This window comes from Neisseria sp. Dent CA1/247 (assembly GCF_022870825.1).
GTDB lineage: Bacteria > Pseudomonadota > Gammaproteobacteria > Burkholderiales > Neisseriaceae > Neisseria > Neisseria zoodegmatis.
Genome location: NZ_CP091522.1, coordinates 2610008 through 2625108, shown reverse-complemented (window position 1 = coordinate 2625108; position 15101 = coordinate 2610008). Strand labels below are relative to the sequence as shown.

The window sequence follows — 15101 nt, the reverse complement described above, 5'->3', positions numbered from 1 at the left end:
AGGCCGTCTGAAAAACTTGCACAAACCCTATCCCGAAATAGAGGCAGCAACATGAAAGAATTCAAACATTTTATCAACGGCGAATATGTCGGCTCCGCCAGCGGCAAAACCTTTGAAAACCGCAATCCGGTCGACAACAGCCTAATCGGCATGGTGCACGAAGCCGGCAAAGAAGAAGTCGATGCCGCCGTAGCCGCCGCCCGCGCCGCCCTCAAAGGCCCGTGGGGCAAGCTCACCCAAGCCCAGCGCATCCAGCTTTTAAACAAAGTGGCCGACCGCATCAACGAGCGTTTCGACGAGTTTCTCGAAGCCGAATGCCGCGACACCGGCAAACCGCGCAAAATGGCCGCGCACATCGACATCCCGCGCGGCGCCGCCAACTTCAAAGCCTTCTCCGAAACCCTGGCCAACCACCCCACCGAAGCCTTCCGCCTTGACACGCCCGACGGCACCGGCGCCATCAACATCGGCCACCGCACCCCAAAAGGCGTGGTCGCCGTGATTTCGCCGTGGAACCTGCCGCTGCTGTTAATGACTTGGAAAGTCGGCCCCGCCCTGGCCTGCGGCAACACCGTGGTTGTGAAGCCGTCTGAAGAAACCCCCGCCACCACCACGCTGCTGGGCGAAGTGATGAACGAATGCGGCATGCCGCCCGGCGTGTTCAACGTCGTGCACGGCTTCGGCCCCAACTCCGCCGGCGCATTCCTCACCGAACACAAAGGCATCGACGCCATCACCTTCACCGGCGAAACCCGCACCGGCGAAATCATCATGAAAGCCGCCGCCGTCGGCCTGCGCAACATCTCAATGGAATGCGGCGGCAAAAACCCCGCCATCGTGTTTGCCGACTGCGATTTGGAAAAAGCCGTCGAAGGCACCATGCGCTCCGCCTTCGTCAACTGCGGCCAAGTCTGCCTCGGCACCGAGCGCGTGTATGTAGAACGCCCGCTGTTCAACGACTTCGTGCGCCGCATGAAAGAAGAAGCCGCCAAACTCAAACCCGGCCGCCCCGAAGACCCCGAAGCCAACTTCGGCCCGCTGGTAAGCCAAGAGCACCGCAACAAAGTGCTGTCGTACTACAAACTGGCCGTAGAAGAAGGCGCCACCGTAGAAATCGGCGGCGGCGTGCCCGACATGGGCGAAGCCCTCAAAGACGGCGCATGGGTCGAGCCGACCATCTGGACGGGTCTGCCCGACGACGCCCGCGTCATCCGAGAAGAAATCTTCGGCCCCTGCTGCCACATCCGCCCCTTCGACACCGAAGAAGAAGCCATTGCGCTGGCCAACGACACCGACTACGGCCTCGCCGCCGCCATCTGGACGGAAAACAGCAGCCGCGCCGTACGCGTGGCCGAGCAGATGGAAGCCGGCATCGTGTGGGTAAACAGCTGGTTCCTGCGCGATTTGCGCACCGCATTCGGCGGCGCCAAACAATCCGGCATCGGCCGCGAAGGCGGCGTACACGGCCTCGAGTTTTACACCGAGCTGAAAAACATCTGCATCAAGATGTAAGCAGGCCGTCTGAAAGCGGGCGGTTCTAAAAACCGTAGGGCGGGCATCCCTGCCCGCCGTTAATAAACAGCACCGCCCGTCATGCTCGGGCTTGACCCGAGCATCTCCCAACGTTCTTGAAACGCAAGATATTCGGGTCAAGCCCGAGTATGACGGCACGCAGACAGAGTAGAAGAAATGCCTGTCTGAAAACCAGTAGGGCGGGCATCCCTGCCCGCCGTTAAAAACAGCACCGCCCGTCATGCTCGGGCTTGACCCGAGCATCTCCCAACGTTCTTGAAACGCAAGATACCCGAGGCAAGCCCGAGTATGACGGCAAGCAGACAGAGTTGAAGAAAAGCCTGTCTGAAAACCGTAGGGCAGGCATCCCTACCCGCTACACCCGACAACCCATAACAAAAGGCCGTCTGAAATTTCAGACGGCCTCACGGAGAAACCATATGACCCAAGACGACATCAAACGCTTCGGCACCATGCTCTACCAAGCCATGACCAGCCGTCAAGCCATCCGTCCGCTCACCGAACAAGCGCCCGACATCACCATCGAAGACGCCTACCACATCTCCCAAGCCTTCCTGCAACACCGCTTGGACGCCGGAGAAAAAGTCATCGGCAAAAAAATCGGCCTCACCTCGCACGCCGTCCAATCCATGCTCAAAGTCGACCAGCCCGATTTCGGCTTCCTCACCGACAAAATGGTATTCAGCCAAGGGCAAGATATGCCTGTCAGCCAAATGCTGATGCAGCCGCGTGCCGAGGGCGAGATTGCCTTCGTGCTGAAAAAAGACCTCAACGGCCCCGGCGTAACCGCCGCCGATGTCATCGCCGCCACCGAATGCGTGATGCCGTGTTTTGAAATCGTTGATTCCCGCATCGAAAACTGGCAAATCAAAATCCAAGACACCGTCGCCGACAACGCTTCCTGCGGCCTCCTGATTCTCGGCGACACCGCCGTCAGCCCGCGCCAAGTCGATTTGCGCACCTGCGGCATGGTTGTTGAGAAAAACGGCAAAATCATCAGCACCGGCGCCGGCGCCGCCGCTCTCGGCAGCCCCGTCAACTGCGTCGCCTGGCTCGCCAACACCCTCGGCAGCTTCGGCATCCCGCTCAAAGCCGGCGAAATCATCCTCTCCGGCGCGCTGGTGCCGCTGGAAAACGTGAGCGCAGGCGATTTCATGTCGGTATCCATCGGCGGCATCGGCAACGCTTCGGTGTTGTTTAGCTGAAATGGTTTTGAAACAGGCAAATAAGTTAATCAACTTAAAAATAGTACATACGTCATACTCGGGCTTGACCTGAGTATCTTGAGTTCAGGTAACTCTAAGAGATACTCAGGTCAAGCCCGAGTATGACGGCTATATTCTGATATGGATTGGCCGTATGCTTTCATCTTACCAATCAATATATTGAGGCCGTCTGAAAGCGAAAAGCGAACTTGCGGTTTTCACCAAACACCCTCCAAACCGTCAACAGGCTTGCGTAGAGGGCAGATTGCATATCCGCCCGCGGTTCGCCTTCGGCATCTTCTGCAATAGCAAACGTAGGTTGGGTTGCCAACCCAACATTTCCATTATTTCGATTATTGTTGGGATTTCATCCCAACCTACGGCTGATTTTCCATAAGGCCGTCTGAAAGCTTACAAGTTCGCTTTCAGACGGCCTCTATGACTATATCCCATGCTTCTTGATGGTTGGGTTAACCCATCAGAAAGTGTAATTCAAACCGACGCGGTACTCTCGGCCGGCACCGGGCAAGTCGCTGCGTTGGGCGTGCGGGATGTAGTTTTTGTTGAAGACATTGTTCACGGCGAAGTTCACATTCATCTTGTCGTTTTTGAGCGGTTTCCAGTTGGCGGAAAGATCGGTTACGCCGAATGCTTTTTTGCCTTTGTCGGCCGCTGTTACTTGACGGTTGACCAAGATGAAGTTGTCTTCTTTCTTCACGCCTTCAACTTGGCGGTGCTGGATGCCGATTTCCAAGTCGGGATTGGCAAAGCGGTAAGACAGCGAGCCTGTCCAAGTGCGGCCGATACGCATGGCGTATTCGGGGTTTGCGCTCAAACGTTCGCCGTAGAATTTCGGCTTGCTGTAAGCCACGCCCACCCGTGCTTTCCAGCCGCCTTTGCGGAACGATGCGCCCAATTCGTAGCCGGAGTTTTTCACTTTGCCGGCATTGATGATTTCGGAGAAGCATTCGTTTTTGTTTTGCGGTGTCGGTGCATCGCACAAGTGGTTGTTGCGGCCGGTGGACGTGCCCAATGCTTTGCTGATGTTTTGCCAGAAGTAGCTGCCGTCTGCGCCGAACATGCCGTTATCGTAGTTGAAGCCGATTTCGGTATTTCTGGCTCTTTCCGCTTTGGTGCCGGAAGCAATCGAAACCACGCCGCGTTTGCCGTGCGCCATAATGCCGTCCTGCATACGCGGGCTGCGGGTAGCGTAGTTGTGGCTCGCGCTGAGGCTCAAATCGGGGATAACCTGCCAAATCACGCCCACGCTCGGGCTGACGGAGCCGCTGCTTAATTTTTTACCGTCCATCGCTTTGAAATTGAAGTGGTCGTAGCGCAGGCCGGTGGTCAGCGTAACATCTTTAGCCACATCGGTAATCATTTCGGTATAAACGCCGACATCCTGTTTCTTCTGCTTGGTTACACCCGCGCGGAAAATCCGGTCGGGCTTCACTTGCTGGGTGCGGTAGTTGACACCGTATTTCAGCAGGATGCGGTCGTTGAGGTGCGAATCGAAGTTGACATTACCGCCGATGGTTTCGATTTTGGTTGTGGTGGGAACAGGATTGCTATCGACGGGGAGGTTGCTGTTGCCACCCGCGTAACCGTTTCGGCTGTCGTTAGCCGACCAGCGGCTTTTTTCCAAACGGTAGATATTGGCGGCGGCCGATTGGGCAAAGCCGAGATTTTTACCCGTCCACTCAAGGTTGGTTTGGTTGATGCTCATTTTACGTTTGGCAGGGGCTTGGGTAGCAATATTACCATTTTGCCTTTTGTAATCTTCATACATGGAAAACTCTTCACGCACCGTACGGTCGCCTTTGTGCTCGTTGTTCAAATGGCTCAATACAAATCGGTGGTCTTCGCCTGCATCAACGCCGACTTTGGCCAGATAGCCGGTTTTGTCCAGTGCGCTGTACAACACACGGTTGCCGCCGTCCACACCGTTGCGGTAGCCCGAGCCGCCTTTGTAGTTGCTTTCCTTAACACGGTTGCCGGAAAGCACGAAATCGACCGAACCGGGCTTGCCGAACAGCGTCAGGCCGTAGTTATGGCCGTCATTGCTGTTATAGCCGGCATTCACTCTCGCGCCAAAGTCGGGCCTGCTGCTGTTTTTCAGCAAATCTTGGGCATCCAGGGTTTTGGCAATCACCGCGCCGTTGGTTTGGCCGATACCGGCTGAAGCACTACCCGCACCTTTTTGAACGGATACGATTTTTACCAAAGCAGGATCAAGGATGTGCCGGCCTTGGTGGTAGTGGATTTGACTGTCGGAATAAGCATTATCGACTTTCACATCCACCGAATTTTGACCCATATTGCGGATATACAGATATTGTGAAGTACCGTTACCGCCGCCGATACCGATGGCAGGTTCGTCTTTAAACAGGCCGCGCAAATCGGTTTCCGTGCTTTCGTCTTTCTTGCGGGCAGTAACCACATTGGTTTTCACTTTCGCGCCTTGGCGGTCGCCGGTTACGGTAACGGTATCCAGCGTTACGTTGGAAGTTTCCGAGTTGGCGGCGAATGCAGGTGCTGCACACAATGCGCCCAATACCGCGGCCGTCAGAGGAAGTTGCTTAAATTTCATCATTCATCTCCGTTCGAGGCTGATATATCAGGTAAACAGCCTTTATCGTGTTATGTCGTACGGCTGCTTCAAACAAAGCCGTGCGGCGCTAACGGAAGCTGCGTAAAGAAAAGGTTTGTGTAAACGCCGAAAGATGTCGGCAACATCCGTTTTTACACAGCTTGTCGCGGCAGCCGTTGGTTTTTTTGTTTTGAATCAGCTACATCATATTGGTTTTAATATTAAGAATCATTCCCAATATTAGCGAATCATGTTAACAGAATTTTTTATGATTGTAAAAATTATTACTATTCTCAAGTGTAAACGGTATGAAAGGGTGCGGGCGGAATGAAAGTGAAGGTAAAGGTAAAAAGCTCGATCTGGCAGCATTTCCATGTTTTCAAACAGTGTGCGGGCAGGCAATCCGCCCCTGCGGCTTGGGCATAAGCATGGAAAGCTTTTACTGATTGTGCAAACGCGTCAAGGCCGTCTGAAAATATTGAACTGCACCCCAAAAGTTGGACACCCTTCCGACTAAAAAGGTGCAGTTTTCTTATCAGATGACCTGCCGCATACAGCCTAAAGCAGGCTGGAAAATATTGAAACGCCGTAGGGCGGGCATCCTTGCCTGCCGTCGAACATATATAGTCAATCTACTTAAGTTTAATAGTAAAGCCGCCATATTCGGGCTTGACCCGGGTATCTCCTGAATTTGCTGAAACTCAAGATACTCGGGTCAAGCCCGAGTATGACGAATGGACTATATTTAAATTGATTGACTATGGCATTCGGTGTTCAAGCGGTTCGGCGCGGGCAAGCCTATCCGCCTGTTTCAATAATGAACGTTAATGATCACCTTGTCCCGATACTCGCCCGCGCGGTAGTTGTTGACTGAGTCGATGGTGGCATAAATATTATGGTTTTGCTGCATACCGGTGCCTGTTCCCCCTACGCCGTTGCCGACAGCTTGACTGGTTGCCGTGTTTCCCCACGCTTTTCCATTCATGCCGGCCTGCGAACGCAATTGATATCGCACGCGGTCTGTGTTCTCCGCTTTTTTTGATGCCATTTCCCCCGCACCATTTGCGTTGCGGTTTGAGGGCATCAAACCGATATTGTAAGGCGTATCTTTGGTGCAGGTTACGCCGAGGGAGGTTTGTCCTTGAAGGTTGGTGGTTAAGCTGCCCACAGTACCGAAATCAATGTTTTGGGGAGCGGTAATATTGCATTTTTTTATCACTGTGGCAGATACGTCAAATTCAAATCTCAAATTACCGAAGAGATTCGATGCACAGGCTCGCGGTGTGTCTTCATCCGTTGGATAGAAAGCCATTGCCGTGGAGCCGCTGGCAAAGCTGGCCGTATAATTTCCGGGAACAACATTTGTCTGGTTCGGGGTCAATTTGGCATAGATAGGAAACATTATGGATTTAGGGCTGAAAATGGAATCAACCTGTATAACTTTATTGATGGATTTACCGATATGCTGACTGGTTGAAGTCAAAATATCCGTATGGTTCGGATCTCCATAGAGATTATAGGTCAAAATCCCTGAAGCGCAGGAACCGTTGCGGCACATACGGCGGGGATCTAAGGCACGCGGTGTTACCCGACCACCATCTGCCGTCAGACAAACATTAAATTTTTGAGGGCTCCATTGGACGGCTGTTTTCTCGCATGTAACCGTTACTTGCGCCTGTGTTGTCCACGACCGGCCGTCAAGCCAATCGACATTGCCGAAGTTCACCGGCTCCATCGTTGCCGTACACTTTGCCCAAGCTTCTTGTGCGGGCAGCAGCCCCAGCAGTGTTGCGGACAATGCGGCGGCAAATAAGCGGGAGGATTTGCGTACCCGCTGTGGCTTTTTCGCTATTTTGTCGAGTTCGTACATATCGTTTCACCTAAATCAGGCAGGCTGCCTTTATATTGTTCCGCCCGATAGTCTATATCAAACCTGCATTCGCCGCCGTTTTCCGGCAGCCGCACCGTGAAGCGGTTGCGCCCTTCTGCCAAATGTTCGATAAATGCGCGGCCGTCAAAGCCGACCACGGCTACGGGCGTGCCGTCTTCGCGGTTAATTACTGAGCCGTCTTTTACAAAGAGGCCGTCTGAATATTTCAGGGTCAGGGAAGCGGCGCGCATGATGCTGAACTTGAAATCCACGGCCACGCCGGAGCGTTCGGTCGGCACTGCCTGCACGCGCGAGCGTTCGGCCTGTACGTTTTGCGGCAAATCAGTAATGTCGATATCGAGCGTGTTTTTCTGGTAAGCCGATAAATTGGGCACCAGCAGCAGGCCTTTGCGGTTGGTTTTGCCGACGGTGTTGTTAAACAGCATCACCGGCACGTCGGCCATGCCGCCCGCGCTGACGACGGCAAAGCTGTCGTTGACGGTGCGGGTGGCGAATACGTCGCCCCGCATCAGAACGATTCCGCCGCGCACTCCTGCATTCCAATTGGTAACGCCGCGGGTGTTATATACGCTGCCTCTGAAATCGCCGTATTGGGTATCGTAGTTCAGATAGCCGTTCAGATGGCCTTGCCGCTTGGCGTGGCTGCTGCTTTGCTGCTGCCAGCCGATGTTCCAATAGGGGCTGCCCAATCCGGCGGAAGATTTGCTCAAAGATATGCGGTGGGTTTGGTTGTTTCCGCCGTCTCGGTGGCTGCCGGCATTGGCCGAATAACCTTTATCCAAGCTGAGCGACACGCCGCCGTAGATGCTGCGCTGTTCGCTGTTGTTGAAATTGTGTGCGGCATTCAGATACACGCCGATGCGTTTGCCGATATTAAAATTCCAGTTGAACGTGCCGATTTTATCGGTTTGCTGCTCGGCGCTGCGTTTGTTGTGCAGGTAAGAGAGTGCAAATGCGCCCAGCTTCGGGCTGCTCCAGCCGAGCGAGGTGGAAGCTGTGCGGGTGTGGCCGGGTTCGGGCTGAAATTCTTCTTGATCAATGATTCTGCTTAATTCTGAAAAGCTGTTGCCGTAGTGACTCCAGCCTGCGCCAAACGACCACGGGCCTTTTTGCGTGCTGAAAAACACGCTGCTTTGCGCGCCTTTGTGTTGTTTGAAACGGCTTTGTGCATAGCTGAGGTTCAGTTGCCCCAGCGAACCGATTACCGTGTTTGCCGCTGCGCCGAACTGGCGGTATCCGCCGCCGCCCTGTGCATGAAGCTGGCCGGTTAAAAAGTGGCTGATGCCGTAGCGCACCGCGCCGCTGCCGACCAGTTTTTTGTCGTAGTCAAACTGATGGATGCCGTAGCCGCGCCGCAGGTAGCCTGCTTCCAGCGACCATTCGTTCAGGCCTTTGGCCAGCATGCCTGTGCCGCGGTATAAGGGTAAATCTACCACCACTTGGCGGCCTAATACGTCGGTCGCCACCACTTGCGCTGTGCCGCTGCCGCTGATGGAGGGCGGCAAAGTGATTTCGTAGCTTCCGGCGGCCACATCTTGGCTGTATTGTTTCACGCCGTTTAGATATAAATCGACGGTGCCCGGCAAGGTGGTTTCGCCGAGATAAGAGCGCAAAGGGGCTGTGTTCCGCCACGGTTGGGTGCGGTAGGTGTGTTCGAGTTTAACGCCGCCCAAGCGTGAACCGCTGCCGCCTAATTGCCCGGCCAAAACGTCGCCCACGGTCAACACCAAGCCTTGCTCCGGCCAAGTGCTGCGCCAATAGGTATCCAAACGCACGTTTTTGCTGACATTGCGTTGGTTTTCTTTGTGCTGGTTCCAAAGGTGGTTATGGCTCAGGTAGCCGATAGGGGTGGTAAACCGCGATTCGGCCAGCAAGCCGTGGCCGGTGCCGCCGTTGCCGTTATGCGCCATGTTGTAATCGTAGTTCAACACGCCCGCAAAACCGGGGCGGGCAATCTCATAGGCATGTTCGGCTTCTTTGCCGATATGGGTAACGGGCAGGTTGAGCCAAGCCAAAGGCGCGGTAAGCGCTAAAGTTTGAGCGGCGGCATCGTATTGCACTTCCAATTCGGGAATGGTTTCCAGCTCAATCCAGCCGGATGAGGGTTTATTGGCGGCAGTTGTGTTGTTGGCTTGGTGTGCTTGGTTGTGTGTTGGGGATTGCCCGTCAGCTTCAGCTTGGTTTTCAGACGGCCTTTCCGCAGCGGCAAGCTCGGTTTCAGGTTCGCTTGTGGCGGAATCCGTATTTGTTGCAGATGCGGCAGTGCCGTCGGTATCGGCAACTTTTCCTTCGGCCTGTTTGGCTTGCCGTATATGTGAAGGAGGTGTGCGGATACCCAAAGAGACGAGCGTATCCGCTTGCACGAATAAGCGCCCGTGGTAAGACATAAATTTAAACAGACCTTCCGCCGTGCTGCCGTTTACCGACACTTGCGGATAAACCGGCAGCCATTCTTCGGCATACACGGCTGCTTCCGGTGCGAACGGTTCGGCGTATGCCTGAAACGCGCAAAAAGACAATAAGATACCGGAAACAATCTGTTTTAAAGGGAATGCAGCATTAATGTACTGCACCTTGAACCTCCGGCTTTATCTGCCGACCGTTTACCGTGGCGGACAATCCGCCGTTTTTGAATGAAGCAGGCTCGGCATCAAGCGTATTTTTCCAAGTGTTGCCCGGCAAAATGTATCCGGCCAAACCGCCTACCAAGTTCTTTTCTTTGCTTCCGCTTTTTACGGAAATATTACTCAACTGGGCATAGGACTTACCGATATTTTTAACGGTAAGCACGCTTTTGCCGCCCGCTGCCCGCTCAACGCGCCATTGCAGTTGCGGCTCGGGTGAGTCGGTTTGGTTTAAAAACAGCGGAATCGAATAACGCAATACAAATTGCAGGTTGCCTTTCGGCTTGTCTTCGGGAGCGGGCAACTCGTCCACCACCAAACGGAACGCCTCTTCATGCGGCGCGGCGGGCTTGGTGCGGATCACACGGAATTGCTGCGCACCTCCGGCAGCCAGTTTTACCATGGGCGGGCTGGCGACAACATCGCCGCTGGGCGTGAGCACGTCTTTACCTTCGCTATCTTGGCTCCAACGGTACACGCGCACCTGCGCGGTAAGCGGTTTGGTGCCGGTATTGGTTAACGTGAAAACGCCTGCCCGTTGTTTAACGGGCAGGGATAAACCGGTAGGGCTGACTTGCAGACCGGCGGCAAAGGCGCCGGATACTGCACCCAGCGCCAAACCGGCAAGCAAGCAGGCCTTTTGATATTTCAGGCTTGCCATATCTGTATCAGCTTTAATAATGTTGAGAAAATTCAATTAAAATTAATAAGAAACTTCGACGGCCACGCGGTCGAAATAGCGGCCTGCGGTTTTATCCAGTTCGGTTCCCGCCACTTTGCCGTAAACGGGGTGAGAAATGGGACTGGCAATACCTGTTCCTTGGCCTTTTATCGTTATACCGTCTTGGCTACCCCATTTTTTGTTGTATCCCGAATCCTGATACAGGCTATAAGCGACCTTGTCGGTAGAGGTGTTGCCCAAGATATTCATGGATCCGCTTCCGTCTTCGCTGCTGGTGCTTTCAGGTTTTAAAGCAATCGAGTAAGGCGTACCTTTAGTACATTTGACCGTGATGCCATGACCTGAACCTGCTTTGCTGGATCCAGAAACCTCGGTTTTGCTATTGGAAAAATGTTCTCCGAAATCAATATCCGCACCGTTGGATGGTGTAGTGGCTTCTTGAGTAGGAGCACCGCCTGTGCTGGTTTCTACTTCGCAAACTGGTTTGATACGGATGGTTACGTAAAAATGATTGGTGGCAGGGTTGCTTGCTGAGGCTGCTGCTGGAATGGAGGCCAGTATGGCAGCCATTGTCGAAGTGAGTACGAAAAGTTTTTTTACCGCGTTCATGTGTTTAAGTCCTTTGTTATTAAAGTTGTTTAATTGTGCATTTGGTTACTAAAATGCCAATAGTCTGATTTTCAGACCGTTTGTAAGTTACGGTCGGAATTATCGTTCTTAACAAAAATAAACACAAGTTATTTTCAGATAATTTTTTAACACGTTGCGGGTATTGTCTTTTTTTTACACCAAGTACATGAAAATGATGCTGTGTTAGGCCGATAAAAACGTGGTTTCGCCCACGCTGTCGATCAGCCATTTGCCTTGCTCATATCTCAGCCGCGATACGGAGGCATTGTCTACGCTGCGGTAGGGGATGCTGTTGAAATCAATGTTTTTCAGAATCGACGTAATCGCCATGCCGTGTGCGACGACCAATACGCGCTGTGCGCCGTTGCTTTGTTTGGCGACTTCTGCCATGCCGTTTTTCAGACGGCCTGTAAACTGCTGTTCGTTTTCGGCCAAACCGAGTTTGTCGAGCGCGGCGACTGTTTCGGCAAGCAAATGGTGGTCGGCGTGTTGGTAGGCCTGTTTCCATGCTTGTGCGTCGGGTAAGCCCAGTGATGCGGCAATCGTTTCGTGTAATGCGCGGCTGAACTCGCCTTCGAAACCGCCGAAGCAGTATTCGCGCAAATCGGGCAGCTGTGCCAGCGGTAAATCGGATTGCCCTTGATGCGTCAGGATGATGCGGGCGGTTTCGGCGGCGCGCGGTGCGGTGCTGGAAAAGGCGGCGTCGAAGCGGATGTTGCGTTCGGCCAAGCCTCGCCCGAGGCGGGCGGCGATGTCGCGGCCTTCTTGTGTGAGCGGTGAGTCGCTCCAGCCTTGCAGACGGCCTACGGTGTTGAAGACGGTTTTGCCGTGGCGGACAAGATAGATTTGTAGAGACATGTTGTTCTTTCTGTGGTGGTTTCCGGCTGGCATTATACGGCGGACGGGTCGGATAAAGTTCAGGCCGTCTGAAAAGGTTTTCAGACGGCCTGTATAGCTTGTGCCTGAATCGTCAGGCGGATTGGGGTTTACTCGTTGCGGAAAGAATCGTGGCAGGATTTGCAGCTTTGGCCGACTTCGCCGAAGGGTTTTTTCACGTCGTCGAGTTTGCCGGAAGCGGCGGCTGTTTTCAGAGCGGCTGCTGCGGTGGTGAATTTGTCGATTTCTTTTTTAAATTCATCCGGTTTGCTCCAGATTTCGGGCTTGGCGTCGGATTCTTCTTGCGCGCTTTCGGGGGTGTAGTGTTCCCACGGTTTGCCCGCGTCGGCATCAAGCGCGTCGGCGGCTTGTTGGAAGGCTGCGGCATCGAAAGGTGCTTCGCCTTTTACCATTTTGGCCATGATGCCCATTTGCTTTTTGAAGCCTTCCATCAGTTGCTCACGCTGTTCGACGGAGGCTTTGGCGCTTGGAGAGGTGGCGGCCGCAGGGGCTTTGTCGGCGGCAGCCGGGGCTTGGGCGTTGTTTTGGCCGCCGCAGGCAGCCAGTAAGGTGAGCGCGGCCAGTGTGCCGGCGGTGTATAAAGATTTGTTCATGGTCAGTTCCTTGTAGTTACGCAGTAACGTTGTTGTTTTATGGGTGGCGGCACGAAAAGTTTCTGTGCCGTAAAGGTTAGGACACCGAGGCCGTCTGAAAGTTTTTTCAGACGGCCTGAAACCTTTGGGCAACGGTTTTGCGAAGCGGAAGGCGGAATGTGCCTGCTTCGGCCGTTGCGAGGGTTTCAACGGTGCATTATACCTTTTTCCCGCCGAGGCGTTATCTGTGGCGGCGGGCGCAAAAAAGATAAGGAAGAACAGCGGTTTCGGTAAACAATCAATTTGAATTTCTCTATAATGGCTGCTTTTTGTGGCACGGCGCGGCTGTGGCACGGTTGATTGTCTATTAGGAAAGTGAATGATGAATGAGCAAACGGTAAACGGTTCGCGCTGGCGCAGCCGTTTGAAGGCGATGGGGCCGGGGATTATGATGGCTTCGGCGGCGGTGGGCGGTTCGCATATTATTGCGTCCACGCAGGCCGGTGCGCTGTATGGTTGGCAGTTGGCGCTGATTGTGGTGCTGGCGAATCTGTTTAAATATCCTTTTTTCCGCTTCGGGCCGCAATATACGCTGGAAACGGGCAAAAGCCTGTTGGAAGGCTATGCGGCTAAAAGCAGGGTTTATCTGTGGGTGTTTTTCATCCTCAATCTGTTTGCCACCATCATCAATACGGCGGCGGTGAGTATGTTGTGTGCGGCGATTCTGAGCTTTGTTTTGCCGGGCGAGTGGTCGGTAAACGGGCTTGCCGTTGCGGTGTTGGCGTCGGCGGTGCTGTTGCTGCTGGCCGGTCCTTACCGCACGGTGGACGGGATGTCTAAAATCATTATGATCAGTCTGACCGTTACCACGGTGTCGGCCGTGATCGTTGCTGCGTTTAACGGCTCGCAGATGCAGCCTGATTTTATCGAACCCAGCCCTTGGAACCTCGGTGCATTGGCGTTTATCGTGGCGTTGATGGGTTGGATGCCGGCTCCGATTGAGATTTCGGTAATCAACTCTATGTGGGTGGCCGCCAAGCGCAACCTTGAAAAAGTGAGCTATGAGGACGGTTTGTTTGACTTCAACGTGGGCTATATCGGCACGGCATTGCTGGCGTTGGTGTTTTTGGCGTTGGGTGCGCTGGTGCAGTATGGTTCGGGTGCTGAAGTGAAAATGGCGGGCGGTGCATATATCGGCCAGCTGATCAATATGTATGCTTCGACGATCGGCGAGTGGTCGCGCTGGCTGGTAACCTTTATTGCTTTTGCCTGTATGTACGGCACGACGATTACGGTGATCGACGGCTATTCGCGCAGCAATATGGAATCGCTGCGCCTGATTGTGGGCGGAGAACGCAACACCAACCGTATTTTGGCGGCGTGGATTGTTTTTGCCGCAATTGCCGGTTTGTGTGTGATTCTGTTTTTCAAAGGCGCGGTGCTGGTGATGCTGAAGTTTGCGATGATTGCTTCGTTTGTGAGCACGCCGGTTTTTGCTTGGCTGAACTTGAGTCTGGTGCGCAAGGGCAGCCATAAACTGCAACCGTGGCTGATGTGGCTGGCATGGCTGGGGCTGCTGTATTTGAGCGGCTTTACGGCGTTGTTCCTGCTGCATCAAGGCAAGCTTATCGGTTAAGGCATGTTGTTTCGACAAACCGCACCCCGCCGACGGATTCAGGCCGCGGCGGGGTGTTTTTATGACGGACGTGCTTTTTTACGTTTGCCCGCCGCACGGCGGCGGCCGGATTGCCAACCGCCTGCCGTGATATTCGTGCAGGCGGTTTACGCCATTTTATTTATTTTTGTGTTCAATCACATAAAACCGCTTAATATATCGGCGTTTTGATTATGGCCTGTATTCAAGAGGCCGTCTGAAAGGAAGTTATGGATATTTACCGCTTGTTCCGGCGCATTGCCGCTGTTTCCCTCGCCGTATCGATTGCCGCGTGTTCGACCGTCGACAGCCCCACAGGTCCCTCAGTGAGCGGCAATTGGAGCAATATCGGCACCACAAACAACGGCAACATCAAAGTGTCTGTCGATAAAAACAGCATTAAGAAAAACGGTAATCTGGTTACTTTCCGCGACAGAAAAGTCGTGGTCAAACCCGGCACGCACAATTATGCCAACACGCCCAAATACAAAACCGCCATCGGCACTTGGGAAATCCACTGCACCCACAAAACCTACCGCTTGACCGCGCTCCAGCTGCTCGACGAAAAAGGCACGGTAGTGGCCAACGAAACCTACACCGCCGCCGGTCTGCGCCCGATGAGCGTGCAAGGCGGCACGATTACCGAAAAACAGTTTGAAACCGCATGCGGCAAAAAACTTTAAAGTCTCAGCTCCATAAAGTTTCGGAAGCTTATACATCAAGGCCGTCTGAAAGTTCAGACGGCCTTGCGATTCATGCCGCCGCCTGCTTTTATCTTTTTACAACACCGTTTATCGGGCAGGTGCGAATTGGCGCACAAACG

General features: G+C 53.8%; 11 protein-coding genes. 4 read left to right on the top strand and 7 right to left on the bottom strand.

Features of this window, described 5'->3' with window-relative positions:
* Positions 1 to 51: 51 nt before the first annotated feature.
* Together LVJ85_RS12750 and dmpE are read left to right on the top strand one after the other, a co-directional pair.
* Positions 52 to 1512: a 2-hydroxymuconic semialdehyde dehydrogenase gene (locus LVJ85_RS12750; RefSeq protein ID WP_244740212.1), complete on the top strand. Its 1461-nt coding sequence runs from the start codon at positions 52 to 54 to the stop codon at positions 1510 to 1512.
* Positions 1513 to 1952: 440 nt separating this feature from the next.
* Positions 1953 to 2738, top strand: a complete 786-nt coding sequence (gene dmpE / locus LVJ85_RS12745) for a 2-oxopent-4-enoate hydratase (protein ID WP_244743236.1) — start codon at positions 1953 to 1955, stop codon at positions 2736 to 2738.
* Between the two features lie 478 nt (positions 2739 to 3216).
* On the opposite strand, the gene LVJ85_RS12740 is transcribed toward dmpE, so the two are convergent.
* From LVJ85_RS12740 to LVJ85_RS12710, 7 genes are all read right to left on the bottom strand, one after another.
* Complete coding sequence (locus LVJ85_RS12740; RefSeq protein WP_244743234.1) at positions 3217 to 5328, bottom strand: TonB-dependent receptor domain-containing protein; 2112 nt, start codon at positions 5326 to 5328, stop codon at positions 3217 to 3219.
* Positions 5329 to 6139: 811 nt separating this feature from the next.
* Complete coding sequence (locus LVJ85_RS12735; RefSeq protein ID WP_244740210.1) at positions 6140 to 7198, bottom strand: spore coat U domain-containing protein; 1059 nt, start codon at positions 7196 to 7198, stop codon at positions 6140 to 6142.
* On the bottom strand, positions 7177 to 9792 hold the full coding sequence (locus tag LVJ85_RS12730) for a fimbria/pilus outer membrane usher protein (RefSeq protein WP_244740208.1): 2616 nt from the start codon (positions 9790 to 9792) through the stop codon (positions 7177 to 7179). Before LVJ85_RS12730 ends, LVJ85_RS12735 begins: the two co-directional genes overlap by 22 nt.
* Positions 9779 to 10504, bottom strand: coding sequence for a molecular chaperone (locus tag LVJ85_RS12725; RefSeq protein ID WP_244740206.1), 726 nt, complete (start codon positions 10502 to 10504; stop codon positions 9779 to 9781). Before LVJ85_RS12725 ends, LVJ85_RS12730 begins: the two co-directional genes overlap by 14 nt.
* Before the next feature lie 42 nt (positions 10505 to 10546).
* On the bottom strand, positions 10547 to 11134 hold the full coding sequence (locus LVJ85_RS12720) for a spore coat U domain-containing protein (protein ID WP_244740204.1): 588 nt from the start codon (positions 11132 to 11134) through the stop codon (positions 10547 to 10549).
* 204 nt (positions 11135 to 11338) lie between these two features.
* Positions 11339 to 12013, bottom strand: coding sequence for a histidine phosphatase family protein (locus LVJ85_RS12715; protein ID WP_244740202.1), 675 nt, complete (start codon positions 12011 to 12013; stop codon positions 11339 to 11341).
* Between the two features lie 128 nt (positions 12014 to 12141).
* Positions 12142 to 12645, bottom strand: a complete 504-nt coding sequence (locus tag LVJ85_RS12710) for a cytochrome c (protein WP_244740199.1) — start codon at positions 12643 to 12645, stop codon at positions 12142 to 12144.
* Positions 12646 to 13006: 361 nt separating this feature from the next.
* Between LVJ85_RS12710 and LVJ85_RS12705 the strand changes: the two genes are divergently transcribed.
* Both LVJ85_RS12705 and LVJ85_RS12700 read left to right on the top strand, forming a co-directional pair.
* Complete coding sequence (locus LVJ85_RS12705) at positions 13007 to 14260, top strand: NRAMP family divalent metal transporter (RefSeq protein WP_244743232.1); 1254 nt, start codon at positions 13007 to 13009, stop codon at positions 14258 to 14260.
* A 248-nt stretch (positions 14261 to 14508) separates the two neighbouring features.
* Complete coding sequence (locus LVJ85_RS12700) at positions 14509 to 14961, top strand: surface-adhesin E family protein (protein WP_244740196.1); 453 nt, start codon at positions 14509 to 14511, stop codon at positions 14959 to 14961.
* Positions 14962 to 15101 lie beyond the last annotated feature (140 nt).